Genomic DNA, 14,052 nt, shown 5'->3' with positions numbered 1-14,052 from the left:
GTAACAGCTGGATTCGGCTGCGCAAGCCGGCTCGCAGGCGAGAAATGCCATGTCAGGGGCCCCTGGGGCGGGTGGCGGATCTTGGGTAGGCCCCGGCGCGAAAGGGGTCGTCGAGAGCGGCAAGGCGAGCGCGGGCCGGTCGTACACGATCCACGCGAACCGCCCGTCCGCCTGCCCGTTCGGCCGTGCGGGGAGTCCGACAGCCCTTGCGGTGCGCCGTTGTGCCGACAGCGAGAAGGAGTTGGGCTCACGCCCGCTCCCCGGTGCCGCACACCGAACGGCCGCCGCGTCGAGGGCGGTGGCCCGGAGCTCGGCTGGCTAAGGGCGGTCCCGTAATCCCTGGCGGGCGCACTTCGACAGGTTCGGCACCTCGCCGCGTTGCCGGAACGCCCGAATACGACCGGCACGATGACGTCCTCCGCCTTGCGATGCACCGCATCTGACGCCGCGCGCCGATCCACCAGGGATTACGGGACAGCCCTCAGGCGCGAAACCTGAGCGGCCCACGTCCCCGAACTGGCCGGGGAAGTGGGCCGCTTGGTGTTTCCGTCACGGGGAGGTTCGCCTCCGCCGCCGAGTCCGGGCTATGCCACCCGGTTCGCCCAGTGGGCCGGACCAGCCGGTGTCACGCGAAACCTTGCTGGAGAAAGCCGTTGACCATCACGCGGTGGATGGACAGGTCCGTGACCGACTGGAGCAGCATGTCCTGCGCGGTGTCGTCGAAGGTCAGTCGGTCGAGCCTGACATCGTTGACCGGCGCTTCGGGACGGGCGCGGACGCGCACCGGATACTCGCAGTGGCCGCCGACCGACCAGCGTGCCGCCGACAGGCGCGACACCTCCGCAGGCTGCACCCCACCGGTGTCCCCGGCGTACTGGAACGTGACCTCGAAGGGCACGTAGGTCCAGGCCGGCGCGTGAACGTCGGTGACGCGGACGTCCCGCACGTACCCGCCCCTGGTGGGCGTGGACTTGACCACCAGGACCGAAGCGACGGACGCCTCGCCCAGATCCGGGTCGAACGGCAGGCTCAGCCGACGCGCGACCACGTCGGACACCCCGCCGCTCATCTCGCTGCCGATCGCCACTGCGGCTCCGCCGCTGAGGTACACGCAGTCCTGGATGCGGATGTGCCGCGAGGGCACCCCGACCCGCCTGCCGTCCTGGTCGCGGCCGGACTTGATGGCGATGCAGTCGTCGTGTGTGGCGAAAGTGACCCGCTCGATCGTGACGTTCTCGCACGAGTCGGGGTCGCAGCCGTCGCTGTTGGGGCCCTCGCACTCGATCCGGACGTCGCGCACGGCGATGTTCCGGCTCAGCACCGGATGAATGTTCCAGAACGGGGAGTTGCGCAGTGTGACGCCCTCGATCAGGACATCGCTGCACGCATAGGGCTGGATGAAGCTGGGTCGCAGATAATGCCCCTCGCCCAGAACACGCTCGGTCACCGGAACGCCCTGCGCCCCCCACTGCTCCAAAGTCGCCCAGTCCGCACGCTCGTTGGGCATGCCCGACTGCCATCCGTACTGGCCCGAGCCCTTCCAGGGCCACCAGTGGGCGTTGTCGCTCTGCCCGTCGAGGACTCCTCGGCCGGTGACCGCGATGTCGTGCTGGCCGTAGGCGTAGACCAGGGGCGAGTAGTTGTATACCTCGATGCCCTGCCAGCGCGTCCGGACCACCGGCAGGTAGGCGGCCGGATCGGTGCTGAAGAGCACCGTCGCCCCTTCGGCGACGTGCAGGTCGACACCGCTGAGCAGCTGGATAGCGCCGGTTGCCCAACGGCCCGCCGGTATCAGCACGTGTCCGCCACCGGCCTCGTGGCAGTCCCGCACGGTGGCGTTGATCGCCGCCGTGCAGTCGGTGACGCCGTCGCCCGCGGCGCCGTGGGCGGTGACGGGGAACCAGGCGTCGGGGAAGCGGGGGCCAGGCCGACCGGCGGCTGCCGCGCCCGTGGCGTGGGCCAGCGGGACCGCGGCGGCGGCCAGGGCTCCGAAGCGGAGGAGTTGTCTGCGTACCGGATCACTCACGGATGTGTCCCTCGGTGAGATGGGCTGGTGGTCCGCGGTCGCTCTACTGCCCGGAAGGGGCGCCGGGTTCGGCCTGATCGGGGAGGTAGCGGTCCACCTCGCCCGCGGCGTGGGCGGCGAACATCGGCCCGGCGACGTCGGGGTCGCCGGAGCGCAGGACGTCCAGGAGCTCCGCGTGGTGCTCGGCCAACGCGCCCCAGCCGCCGACGTAGCGGGGGTCGCCCAGCACATGGAGATCCCACAAGCTGGACTCGATCATGCGCCAGAGGCGGATCAGCGCGTCGTTGCGGGCAGCCTCGCACACATGGCGGTGAAAGGACATGTCGGCGCTGCGGAAGGCCGCGATGTCGCCCTTGTTCACTGCTCGGCGTAATTGCGCCACGTCGTCGGCCAGCAGCCGCGTGTGTTCGGCGTCCAGACGGCCGGCGATACGGCGGGCCACGTACTCCTCGAACATGACCCGGATGTCGCGTACGTCCTGAGCCTGCCGCTCGGAGATCCGTGCGACGCGCGTGCCGCGGTGCGGCTGGGAGACCACCAGACCCTCGTACGCCAGCCGCTTGATCGCCTCTCGGGGCGGGGTCTGGCTGGTGCCGACCCGACGGGCGATCTCCGACTCCACCAGGCGCTGCCCCGGCACGAGCTCACCGCTGACGATCCAGTCCCGCAGCAGCGTGTACACCTGGTCGGAGAGCAACTGGCGCGGTATGCGCGCCGGGACCGGCGCCGGCCCGTCCCCGTCCTGCTCGGCCCCCGGGCCGCGCTTGCCGTTCCGCGGCCGGGGCGGCTCGGACAGTCCGGCGGCCTGCTCGCGCCAGATGCGGGCCACCGTGGACTGCGACAGGCCCAAGGTGTCCGAGAGGGCGCGGGTGGACGGCACCGGTGAGCCGTTCTCGGCCTGCGCGAGCACGGCGGCGATGTGCGCCTCCGCCCCCTGCCTGGTGACGCTGCGCGGTCGGCCCGAGCGTGGGGCGTCGCTCAGACCGGCCATGCCCCGGCGCAGGTAGCGGTCCCGCCACTTGGCCACCGTGGCGGGACTTACCTGGAGCCGCTGGGCCACCTCCGTGTTGGTCAGCCCCTCGGCACAGGCCAGGACGATGCTGCTGCGCAGCCGCAGTGCCCCGGGCGGCTGACGGGAGTAGTCGGACAGGGCCGCCCGGTCCTCCTCGCTGAGCTGGGGAAACGCCTGCGGATCGGGAACTGTCATGGCGTCGCCACTCCATGGATGCGTGGATTTATGACTCGGGAGGCCGCAGCGATGCCGTCCCGTGCACATCAACTTATTGCTCGTGCCGGCGTATTGACGGCGCCGGGGCGCGAACATCTTACTTATCGTGCTCGATCAGTGACCCACTAGATCGTGTTCCGCGAGGCGCGCCGAGGAGGAAACGTTGCGTGAACGACGGACCGTAGAGGTGGGGCGTGGCAGGGCCGGCGCCACACCGTCCGTCCGCTCCTGAACCACACCCCCAGCCCGGCCCAGTACACCTGGAACCCCCCGAAGGGGCAGCGGTCCCCGGTAATCACGGCCCGCGCGACGGCATCACCGTGCCCGCGCGTACCCGGCCGAATCCGCTTCTGCACGCATGACGTACCCATGGCCCGGGAGGAGCGTTCCTGCTCCCCGGCGACCGCGAGCGACGACAGGCCGAACGTGAAGCCGCAGTGACGTGTTCAGACCTCGTCACCGCGTATACGGGCACGCCCTGGTGCAGCACGAACTGTGCCTGACCGGCCGTCCACCCGTCCATGGCCGAACGACAAGACAACGCCACACAACGCACGTGGCAAGGAGGCTTCATGCCAATCACCACCCTCGTACGACGAAGGTCAAGACTTCCGCTGCTGCTGGCGGCCGGCGCACTGCTGGTCAGCGGGGCGACACTGAACGTCCCGGACGCGAGCGCGAACGCGAAGTCGACCGGCTGCAAGGCCACCGATCTCTTCGTCGCTCCCGACGGGAACGACAAGGCCACGGGCACCAAGAGCCGTCCCTTCAAGACCATCGAAGGGGCCCGCGACCACATCCGCGACAAGGGCCTCAACCGCTCCGGCCGGATGCGCTGCGACATCAACGTCAACCTGCGCGCGGGCGACTACCCGGTCTCCAGCGCCATCGACTTCGACGACCGCGACTCGGGCGCCGACGGCCACCGGGTCGTCTACCGCTCCTACGACGGTGCCGGCAAGGCCCGAGTGATGGGCGCAACCCCGGTCACCGGCTGGGAGGAGTACAAGGACGGCATCTACCGTGCCGACGTCGGCACGGACAACCCCTTCTACACCCTCTTCGAGGACGGCAAGCGCGCCACCACGGCCCGCTATCCCAACCGCAAGTCCGACGACGAATGGGCGCCCTACCTGACGTCCGTGCTCAAGGAGCCGGAGAAGGAAGCCGTCCATCAGTGGCTGTACTCCAACCCCGGTGAGTGGGACCCGAGCTGGGACCTCAGCAACGCCCAGGCGGTCGTCTGGTCGGGCGGCAGCTGGAGCTGGTTCACCGACACCGTCCCGATCCGGGACTGGAACGTGGCGAAGAACCAGATGACGCTGAAGTACTGGACCCGCTACGCCCTCATGAACTCCCGCGGCGGCTCCCGCTACTTCCTGCAGAACTCCCTGAACTTCCTTGACCAGGCCGGCGAGTACTACATGGACTTCAAGAAGGGACAGGTCTACTACAAGCCACGCGGCGACATCAACGACGTCACCGTGCTGCGGCCCACCGTGAAGACCCTGTTCAACCTGGCCGGGCCCGACCCGGACCGGCGCGTGCAGAACATCTCTCTCGACGGCCTCTCCCTCCAGTACACCGACTTCGTCGACTGGTACCGCTACGGCTGGATCAGCGACGGCGACTCCGGTGAGCCGCACAAGTACCCGGAGTACGACCGGCAGATCGAGATGCCTCGCGACCGCTTCGGCGCCGTCACCGTGACCAACAGCAAGGACATCACCCTGTCCCGGCTGCACATCTCCGACACCGGCTACCACGCGGTCTACGCCCTCTTCGCCAACGACGGGCTGACCGTCCGCGACAGCCTGCTCGAGAACATCGGTGCCGACGGAATCAAGGTCGAGGGGCCCTACCCGGGCGAGGGAAACACCTCCAACGGCCACCTGCTGACCAACAACTACATCACTCACTACGGTGAGCTGGTGCCCGGCGACGCCTCGGGAATCGAGCTCATGAACACCGGTCACAACACGATCAGTCACAGCCACATCAAGCACAGCGCGCGCTACGGCGTGAGCCTCGAAGCGCGGCCCGAGGTCGCGCCCGAGGACGACTACGCCCGTGACAACACCTTTGAGTACCTGCGAATCGACGAAGCCGGCCTGGACAGCGGCGACATGGGCGCCTTCTACACCTACGGCGTCAGCAACGTGGAGCCGCACACGATCGACAACCACGTGCGCCAGGTCGTCATCGGCGACGTGATCCCGGACAGCTCGATGCCGGACAGCGGGACCCGCGGCGTGCACATGGACGCAGGCGGCTGCGGCTTCAGTTTCGAGAACATCGAAGTCGGCCAGGTCACCGACCAGAAGTACCAGAGCTACCAGTGCAACGACGTCAAGAACGCCAACTGGGAAGACGGTTACGACGCCTCGAAGATGGAGTACGACAAGATCGGCGTCACCGCCTCCTTCCCGTACCCGCTGCCCGAGGGCGACACCCAGTGAACGGTCGCTGACCGGACACCCCAGCAGTACGGGCCCGGCCGCCGGGATCGGTGATGTCCCGGCCGGACGGGTCCGTACCCGCCGCGGTCCGTGCCGGCCGCCGGGCCCGCGCGCACGGGCCGGACTTCAGCCGCATCACCCCGATGACCGTCGAGTGCGCCTGGCCGCGCTCGCGCCGGGCCGCCGCCCTGCCTCCCAGGAACGCTCCTCGCTGTCCCTGCGCGAGGGAGTGGAAGCGGCAACAGCGCACGGGAGGCCGCTTGGCGGGCTCGACACCCGGTAGCGCGAAGGGAGCCGGCGGTGAGCACCGTGGCCGGCGCCCCTCGCGCGCCGGGGCTCGCCGGCACCGCGCCCGGCCGCACCGCACGCCAAGGAACGGGAACGGACGGCGTCCGCCGCCGCGCGCCCCGGCCCACCGAGAGCACAGCCGGCGCCACCTGGGCACCCGCACTCCCTTGCGGGTGCCCGGCGGGACCGGCGTGCCCACTGCCCGTACGACGCACCTGGAGGCACCCATGTCCGAGTTGTCCCGACGACACGTCCTCGCCGTTGCCGGAGCATCTGCGGCGGCGACCGCCCTGAGCACCGGAGCCGCGCAGGCCGCATCCGGCGCGGCCGACACCGCCGCGCCCCCGGCCGTCGGCTCCGCCGACGGCCCCAACCCCATGCGCCTGTGGTACCGGGCCCCGGCGGCGGAGTGGCTGGAAGCACTGCCGATCGGTAACGGCCGGATCGGTGCCATGGTCTTCGGCGGTACGGACACCGAACGGCTCCAGCTCAACGAGGACAGCGTGTGGGCCGGCGGTCCGCACGACTACATCCGTCCCGGCGCCGGGGAGCACCTGGACGAGATCCGCCGCCTGGTGGTGGAGGAGAAGTGGAACCAGGCGCAGCGGCTGATCGACACCGACTTCATCGGCAGTCCCTCCGAACAGGTCGCCTACCAGGTGCTCGGCGATCTCGAACTCGCCTTCACCGGGACCGGTGAGGTGACCGACTACGAACGCGAGCTCGACCTGGAGACCGCGGTCGTCCGCACCAGCTACACGCGCGGCGGCGTACGGCATGTGCGCGAGGTCTTCGCCAGCACCCCCGACCAGGTCATCGTCGTGCGGATGACCGCCGACACCGCGGGCGCGATCGGCTTCACCGCCCGCTTCACCACCCCCCAGCGGGCGGCCGATTCCGCCGTGGACGCGCACACCGTCGCGCTCGACGGCGTCAGCGGCGACTGGTACGGCCTTCCCGGTTCCGTGCACTTCCGCGCACTGGCCCGGGCGCGAGCGGAGGGCGGCCGGATCTCCACCGACCAAGGGGCGCTGACCGTCGCGGACGCCGACAGCGTGACCCTGCTGATCTCCATGGCGACCAGCTACCGGAACTACCTCGACGCCGGCGCCGACCCGAAGGCCAGAGCCCGCCGCCACCTCGACCCGGCCACCGGGCGGCGTTACGAACAGCTGCGCAGCCGGCACGTGGCCGACTACCGGAACCTGTTCTCCCGGGTCGGCATCGAGCTGGGCCCGTCGGAGCGGATCGACCTCCCCACCGACCAGCGCATCCCGCTCTTCGCCGACGGGAAGGACCCGCAGCTCGCAGCGCTCTACTTCCAGTACGGCCGCTACCTGCTGACTTCCTGCTCCCGATCGCCGGGCCAGCCCGCCAACCTCCAGGGTCTGTGGAACGACAGCCTCAACCCGGCCTGGGAGTCCAAGTACACCGTCAACATCAACTTCGAGATGAACTACTGGCCGACGGGCCCCGCCAACCTGGCGGAGTGCTGGGACCCCGCCGTACAGATGGTCCACGAGCTGGCCGAGTCCGGAACCCGAACCGCCAAGGCGATGTACGACGCGCCGGGTTGGGTGCTGCACCACAACACGGACGGCTGGCGGGGAACCGCGCCTGTGGACGCCGCACAGTACGGCATGTGGCCGACCGGCGGCGCCTGGCTCTGCGTGATGCTCTGGGACCACTACCGCTTCACCGGCGAGAAGGGCGCTCTGAGCCGCAACTACCCGGTGATCAAGGGGGCGGTGGAGTTCTTCCTCAACACACTCGTCGTGGACTCGAAGACCGGCTGGCTCGTCACCAACCCCTCGCAGTCCCCCGAGGTCACCCACCACCAGGACGAGGGCGAGAGCGTCAGCATCTGCGCCGGCCCCACCATGGACATGCAGCTTCTGAGGGACCTGTTCGACGCCTACCGGCACGCTGCGAAGGTACTGGACCGGGATGCCGGACTCGTCGAGCGGGTCACCGAGATCCGCGAACGCCTCGCGCCGACGCAGATCGGATACCTCGGCCAGATCCAGGAGTGGCTGGAGGACTGGGAGGAGGCCGCGCTGGTGCGCAGCCGTCACGTCTCCCACCTGTACGGCGTCTTCCCGAGCGCGCAGATCAACCCCCGCACGACCCCGGAACTTGCCGCGGCCGCGGTGAAGAGCCTCGAACTGCGCGGAACGGCGGGTCAGGGCTGGTCCCTCGCCTGGAAGATCAACATGTGGGCGAGGCTCCTGGATCCGGCGCGCGCCTACAAGCACCTGTCGGACCTGCTCACCCCCGCGCGTACCGCCCCCAACCTCTTCGACCTGCACCCGCCGTTCCAGATCGACGGCAACTTCGGTGGGGTCTCCGGCATCACCGAGATGCTGCTGCAGAGCCATGCCGACGAGATCGACCTGCTGCCGTCGCTCCCCGACGCCTGGCCCGCCGGGTCGTTCCGCGGACTGCGGGCCCGCGGCGGATTCGAGGTCGACCTCGCGTGGACAGCGGAAGGGATCACGCACGCCGAGGTGCGCTCCCTGCTCGGCAACCCGGTCCGCATCCGGACCCCGCACCCGGTGGACGTCGTCGGCGCCCACGCCGGCCGCCCCGAGGAGTGCGTGGTGTCCTTCGACACTCACCGGGGTGCCCGGTACCGTCTCACCGCCGCGCGCACGGGTCGCTGACCCGGGGGAGCGGCTCGCCGGCTCCGCCACGCGGAGTCGGCCGGCGCCCCTTCGTCGCGCAGCGGCATCCACACCCACCCGACGGATCATCGGCCCCCGGTCGGTCCGCGACCGGACGGCTGCGCGGCCGTTGCCAGTCACCACCTGCGTGGTTGCGCAGTGGCACCTCCGCTACGTGGGCAAGGACTGTCTGCCTGGTCGCCGTGAGGACCTGGAAGACCTCTAATCGACCCGGACCACCGGTGAAGAAGGCCTGCGTCGAGCACCTCTACGCTCGTTCAGGGACCGGGGCGTTTTCCGCTGTGCAGACCTCCGGTTCCTATCAGTGGCTGACAAGCTCGCCACTCAGCTTGCCGTGGATGTCCGCGCTGGGGTCGTTGAGTCCGGTGATCTCGACGGTCTTGCCGCGCTGGGCGTACTTGGTCTCGATCGCGTCGAGGGCGGCGACGGAGGATGCGTCCCAGATGTGCGCGGCGGACAGGTCGATGACGACCTTGTCCGGGTCGGTGGCGTAGTTGAACCGGCCGACAAGGTCGTTGGAGGAGGCGAAGAACAGCTCGCCGGTCACGGCGTAGACGACGCTGCCTCCGCCGGGGTCGGTCACCGAGGTGACGTGGGCGTGGCGGGCGACGCGCTTGGCGAAGATGACCATGGCAGTGATCGAGCCGACCACGACACCGATGGCGAGGTTGTGGGTGGTGACCACACACGCGACGGTGACGAGCATGACGACGATCTCGCCGGCCGGCATCCGCTTCAGTGACTTGGGGGCGAGGGAGCGCCAGTCGAAGGTGGCGAACGACACCATGACCATGACGGCGACCAGGGCGGCCATCGGAATGTCGGAGACGATCGGACCGAAGACGATGCACAGCACCATGAGGAACGTGCCGGCGAGGAACGTGGACAGGCGGGTGCGGGCGCCGGAGACCTTTACGTTGATCATCGTCTGGCCGATCATTGCGCAGCCGCCCATGCCGCCGAAGAAGCCCGTGACGATGTTGGCGATGCCCTGGCCGACGGATTCGCGTGTCTTGTTGGAGTGGGTGTCGGTGATTTCGTCGACGAGCCTGGCGGTCATCAACGACTCCATCAGGCCGACGAGGGCCATGGCGAAGGCGTACGGGGCGATGGTGGTCAGGGTGTCCAGCGTGAACGGCACGTCGGGCAGGCCCGGCACCGGCAGGGAGGAGGGCAGGGCGCCCTTGTCGCCGACGGTGGGCACCGCGATACCGGCCGCGAGTGTGGTCGCGGTGAGGACGACGATGGAGACCAGCGGCGCCGGAATCACGGTCGTGATCTTCGGGAAGAACACCATCAACGCCAGCCCCGCCGCGATCAGCGGGTAGACGGCCCAGGGGACGTTCCGCATCTCGGGGACCTGGGCCATGAAGATCAGAATGGCGAGGGAGTTGACGAAACCGACCATCACCGAGCGCGGGATGAACCGCATCATCCGCGCCACGCCCAGCGCGCCGAGCGCGACCTGGAAGACACCGGCCAGGATGACGGCGGCGATCAGGTATCCGAGGCCGTGCTCACGGTTCAGCGGTGCGATCACCAGGGCGACGGCCCCGGTCGCGGCGGAGATCATCGCCCGCCGGCCGCCGACGACGGACATGACGACGGCCATGGTGAACGAGGCGAACAGACCGAGCGCCGGATCCACCCCGGCGATGATCGAGAACGAGATCGCCTCGGGAATCAGCGCCAGCGCGACCACCAGGCCGCCCAGCACCTCCGTCCGCCACACCTTCGGATCGGACAGCCAGGTCGGACGCAGGCCGCGCAGCCGCGCGACGGGAGACGGAGCGGAGGAAGACAAGACAAGGACCTGTCGTGCTCGGGCACACCCTGTCTCCAGGCAAGTCAGGGCGTACAGGAGGGCGCGGGCGGGCCGGGCCGACTCGCCGCGAACGGCCCGCGCGAGCAGGCCGGAAGTCGAAAAGGGACGAGGGAGCCAGGGGCCGCACCAAAGGCCCGGCAGCACTTTCGTCAGGGGAGAAGCGTCACGGCGGGCAGGCGGCGCCAGGCACCATGAACACGCGCACGCTCTCTCCTGCAGCAATCGGATCTCTTCGCCGGGGGCATCGTCGGCCCCGACACGGCATCGAAGGGCGGCAACACGCAACCCTCGCCGCCAGGAACTCTACCGTGAGGTCGCCGCACGGACCGAGTGTCGCCGTGCGCGATCCGCAGCTACCGGGGAACCGACTCGCTCATCGGGCACCTCAAGGACGCCCTCGAGCCGGTTGATCCGCTCAAGACCAAGTTCATCGCTGTTCCCGTGTTGCGGCTTCGACGAGATGGAGCAGGTCTTCCAAGTCGGCCTCGAACTCGGCGTCGAGGTCGGGGGGAAGGTCCAGCCATGGTGTGAGCCTGCTGTGGCCAGGGAGTTCGCCGTCGGGAAGTTGACCGCGGCGGCTGCGCGGGTCGAGGGCGCCGGGAGCGAAACGGCCCGAGGCTTCCGAGATGGCGAAGCCGATCACGAAGGTGCTGATCATTCGTTCCAGTCGGGGTACTTCGCGATCGGGGACTCCGGCTTCGATCAGCGCGCAATAGATGACATCTACTGCACGTACGGCGTCCGGGGTGACGGCAGGTCGTGAGAACAGCAGTTGTGCTGCCCAAGGGTGGATCTGGATGGTTTTCCTGCAGGCGTGCGCGAGGTCGGCAAGCCGGGCGTTCCAGTTCTGGGGCTTGCCGGTGTCCGGGGGAAGGAAGGCGGCGAGCAGTCGGCCGACGAGGCCGTCCAGAAGGGCGGCCTTGCTGTCGACATGCCGATAGAGCGCCATGGGCGTGACTCCCAGACGATCGGCCAGCGCCCGCATGGAGACCGCTTCGAGCCCGCGCTCGTCTGCGAGAGCCAGTGCCGTGTCCAGGATCTCTTCTCGTCGTCCGCCCATAGTCTACAGTGTATACGTATACGGTGTAGACATCGCATGGTCGCATGGAGGTGACATGCTCATCGCAGAGGGTCTGGTGAAGTCATACGGGGAGCGCCGAGCGCTCGACGGCTTCGACCTCACGGTCCACCCTGGTGAGATCGCAGGCCTGATCGGCCACAACGGTGCCGGCAAGACCACCTTCATCGAAGTGGTCACCGGTCTCGTGCGCCCCGACTCCGGCCACTTGCACATCGGCGGACTTGACGCACTGCGCGCCGGTCACGTCGTTCGCCAACTCCTGGGAGTCGCCCCACAGGAACTCGCCCTGTACAGCGCCATCACAGTGCAGGAGAACCTGCGATTGTTCGCCGAACTACGCGGACTGCGCCGCCGGCGCCGCGACGCGGAGATCACGCGAATTCTGGAGGAACTCCACCTGAGCGCACTCGCGCGCAAACCCGTCGGCATCCTGTCAGGCGGCCAGCGACGCCGGGTGCAGGCGGCCACCGCCATGGTCGGTTCGCCGCCACTCCTGCTGCTGGACGAACCCACGGCCGGCGCCGACCCGGATACCCGCTCAGCGCTCCTGTCCGCTGTAAAGGAGCGCGCCGAACGCGGCGCCGCGGTCCTCTACACCACGCACTACCTGCCCGAACTGGTCGACCTCGACGCCACGTTGGCGCTCGCCCACGCCGGCCGCATCATCGCCCGGGGCACTCAGCATGACCTCACCCGCAACCTGCCCGGAGAACTCAAGGTCAGCTTCGCCGACCCCACCGAACCTGACCTGTGCCTGGCAACAACCGACCCCGGCGCGGACCTCGCCGCCCTCCTTGCGTCCGGACGGACTCCTGTCTCCGTCGATGTGCTCCGCCCCGGCCTGGACGACCTCTACCGCTCCCTGGAACACACGGTGACTGGGACGGAGGGGCACGATGCTGCCGCGTGAGTCACTCGCCCGTACCGGCGCCCTCGTGCGCCACAACGTCCTGCTGATGCTGCGCGAACCCGGCCCCCTGCTGAGCCGGTTGATCATGCCGCTCGCGTTCCTCACCCTGCTGCGCCCGCTCTACGTGTCTGCGCAGGGCCGGACAGCCGGCACGCAACAAGCAGTCATCGGCACCCTGGTCACCTTCTCGCTGCTCGCGCTGAGCATCTCCGGCAACGCAATTCTCACGGAACGCCTCGGCCGGACCTGGGACCGCCTGCGCGGTACGCCGCTACGCCCGGCCGAGATGCTCGTCGGCAAGGCCATCCCCGTCTTCGCGATCCTGTTCGCCCAGCAGATCCTCATTGTCACCTTCGGCGTGTGCGCATTCGGCCTGCGCGTCACGCATCCGCTCCTGCTGCTGTCCGTGCTGTTGACCTGGACCTGCACCCTGCTCGGTTTTGGTGCGCTCCTGGGCGTTCTGGCCCGCAGTGTGGGTGAGCTCTCGGCGTCGTACGACATCGGGGGCATGCTGCTGAGCAGCCTCGGTGGCGCCCTGGTCCCGCTCAGCGTCCTGCCGCACTGGGTCGCCGAAGTGGCCCCCCTCACGCCCGGGTACTGGAGCGTCCGCGGCCTGCGCACCGCACTGGCCGGCGACATGCCGACCGTACTGACCGTATGCGGCACGCTCCTCGGCGTAGCACTCGCTTGCGGTGCTCTGGCCTCCATCCGTCTGCAGGGCCGCAGCGGGCGCATGGTGGCGCTCTAAGCGCTGTCCAGTAACCCCTGGCGGGCGCACGACGACAGCTACGGCACCTCGCCGCGTTGTCGGAACACGTCCAGTAGGATGACGCCCCTCCACCTTGCGATGCACCGCATCCGACGCCGCGCGCTGAGCCACCGGGGATTACAGGACAGCCCTCAGGCACTCATTGCCCACTGGTAGTTCGATTCGGGGCCACCCGTCCCAGCGACTGCACGCCGGCTGTTGCATTCGCCGGCGTCGGCAGAACTACCGCTCAGCTGCTATCCGTCCAAGACTTCCTGCACCTGACGGTGACCGGCTTCATCGCGAGACCAGACGAGCGTCCGGCGACGCGGGTTCTTGGGGTCCCACGAGTCGCGATCCATGACGGCAACGGTGTCGGACAGTCGCCACCGCGAGCGACCCCATGAGGCTTCAGGCACGTCCACCAAGCCGTCGATGAGCGCGATTGCCGTGGCGGCCGGACCGCCCACGGGCCAGGGTCTCCACGTGGCGACGCTGTCGGTGAGGGCATGCGATTCGATCAGGTGCAGGATGGAAGGGGCGATGGGGAGGTAGCGGCTGCCGCCGTCAACGTCGGTGCCCACACTGCCATCGGTGTGGATCAGGTCCCGGCACGGTTTCGACACGCGCTCACCGGTCCATTCGAAGTACCAGCCACCCCTCCGGGGGTCCTGCCATGCCGCCGTCTTCACGCCGAGGTGGTCGTACTCCCACCCGCGGGCAGTCTCGTGCCGGTCTCCGTTCACGACCCAGCTGTGTCGCACCTCGTACCGCAGGCCTCCGAACCTCTGCTCGAATCCCTC

The 14,052-nt window shown here is 69.0% G+C and carries 9 protein-coding genes; 4 read left to right on the top strand and 5 right to left on the bottom strand.

Features of this window, described 5'->3' with window-relative positions; translation table 11 throughout:
• Positions 1–625 precede the first annotated feature (625 nt).
• Entirely contained in the window at positions 626–2,026 is a 1,401-nt protein-coding gene (locus tag OG963_RS02550) for a glycoside hydrolase family 28 protein (RefSeq protein ID WP_093771391.1), read from the bottom strand.
• Between the two features lie 43 nt (positions 2,027–2,069).
• Positions 2,070–3,233: a GntR family transcriptional regulator gene (locus OG963_RS02545; RefSeq protein WP_256328006.1), complete on the bottom strand. Its 1,164-nt coding sequence runs from the start codon at positions 3,231–3,233 to the stop codon at positions 2,070–2,072.
• Positions 3,234–3,826: 593 nt separating this feature from the next.
• On the opposite strand from OG963_RS02545, the gene OG963_RS02540 reads away from it, so the two are divergent.
• Positions 3,827–5,713 carry a right-handed parallel beta-helix repeat-containing protein gene (locus OG963_RS02540; protein ID WP_371798284.1) on the top strand — a complete coding sequence of 629 codons (1,887 nt, stop codon included), beginning with the start codon at positions 3,827–3,829 and terminating at the stop codon, positions 5,711–5,713.
• Positions 5,714–6,228: 515 nt separating this feature from the next.
• Positions 6,229–8,664, top strand: coding sequence for a glycoside hydrolase family 95 protein (locus tag OG963_RS02535; RefSeq protein WP_362277881.1), 2,436 nt, complete (start codon positions 6,229–6,231; stop codon positions 8,662–8,664).
• A gap of 322 nt (positions 8,665–8,986) precedes the next feature.
• Here OG963_RS02535 and OG963_RS02530 read toward each other — a convergent pair whose 3' ends face one another.
• Together OG963_RS02530 and OG963_RS02525 are read right to left on the bottom strand one after the other, a co-directional pair.
• Positions 8,987–10,489, bottom strand: coding sequence for a SulP family inorganic anion transporter (locus tag OG963_RS02530; protein WP_030922368.1), 1,503 nt, complete (start codon positions 10,487–10,489; stop codon positions 8,987–8,989).
• Between the two features lie 448 nt (positions 10,490–10,937).
• The gene (locus tag OG963_RS02525) at positions 10,938–11,570 is read right to left on the bottom strand and encodes a TetR/AcrR family transcriptional regulator (RefSeq protein ID WP_093771403.1); all 633 of its coding nucleotides are present in this window, start codon (positions 11,568–11,570) and stop codon (positions 10,938–10,940) included.
• A gap of 55 nt (positions 11,571–11,625) precedes the next feature.
• On the opposite strand from OG963_RS02525, the gene OG963_RS02520 reads away from it, so the two are divergent.
• Positions 11,626–12,501 carry an ABC transporter ATP-binding protein gene (locus OG963_RS02520; protein WP_371798283.1) on the top strand — a complete coding sequence of 292 codons (876 nt, stop codon included), beginning with the start codon at positions 11,626–11,628 and terminating at the stop codon, positions 12,499–12,501.
• Entirely contained in the window at positions 12,488–13,249 is a 762-nt protein-coding gene (locus tag OG963_RS02515) for an ABC transporter permease (RefSeq protein WP_371798282.1), read from the top strand. The genes OG963_RS02520 and OG963_RS02515 overlap by 14 nt, the downstream gene beginning before the upstream one ends.
• 257 nt (positions 13,250–13,506) lie before the next feature.
• On the opposite strand, the gene OG963_RS02510 is transcribed toward OG963_RS02515, so the two are convergent.
• On the bottom strand, positions 13,507–13,995 hold the full coding sequence (locus OG963_RS02510) for a hypothetical protein (protein WP_371798281.1): 489 nt from the start codon (positions 13,993–13,995) through the stop codon (positions 13,507–13,509).
• Positions 13,996–14,052 lie beyond the last annotated feature (57 nt).

The sequence above is a fragment of the Streptomyces sp. NBC_01707 genome, from assembly GCF_041438805.1.
In the GTDB taxonomy this organism is placed as follows: domain Bacteria; phylum Actinomycetota; class Actinomycetes; order Streptomycetales; family Streptomycetaceae; genus Streptomyces.
This window is presented reverse-complemented; position numbering and strand designations above follow the sequence as displayed.

Coding starts and splice junctions, on each gene's coding strand:
- OG963_RS02545 (WP_256328006.1), bottom strand. CDS start 3,233: ATGACAGTTCCCGATCCGCAGGCGTTTCCCCAGCTCAGCGAGGAGGAC.
- OG963_RS02540 (WP_371798284.1), top strand. CDS start 3,827: ATGCCAATCACCACCCTCGTACGACGAAGGTCAAGACTTCCGCTGCTG.
- OG963_RS02535 (WP_362277881.1), top strand. CDS start 6,229: ATGTCCGAGTTGTCCCGACGACACGTCCTCGCCGTTGCCGGAGCATCT.
- OG963_RS02525 (WP_093771403.1), bottom strand. CDS start 11,570: ATGGGCGGACGACGAGAAGAGATCCTGGACACGGCACTGGCTCTCGCA.
- OG963_RS02520 (WP_371798283.1), top strand. CDS start 11,626: ATGCTCATCGCAGAGGGTCTGGTGAAGTCATACGGGGAGCGCCGAGCG.
- OG963_RS02515 (WP_371798282.1), top strand. CDS start 12,488: ATGCTGCCGCGTGAGTCACTCGCCCGTACCGGCGCCCTCGTGCGCCAC.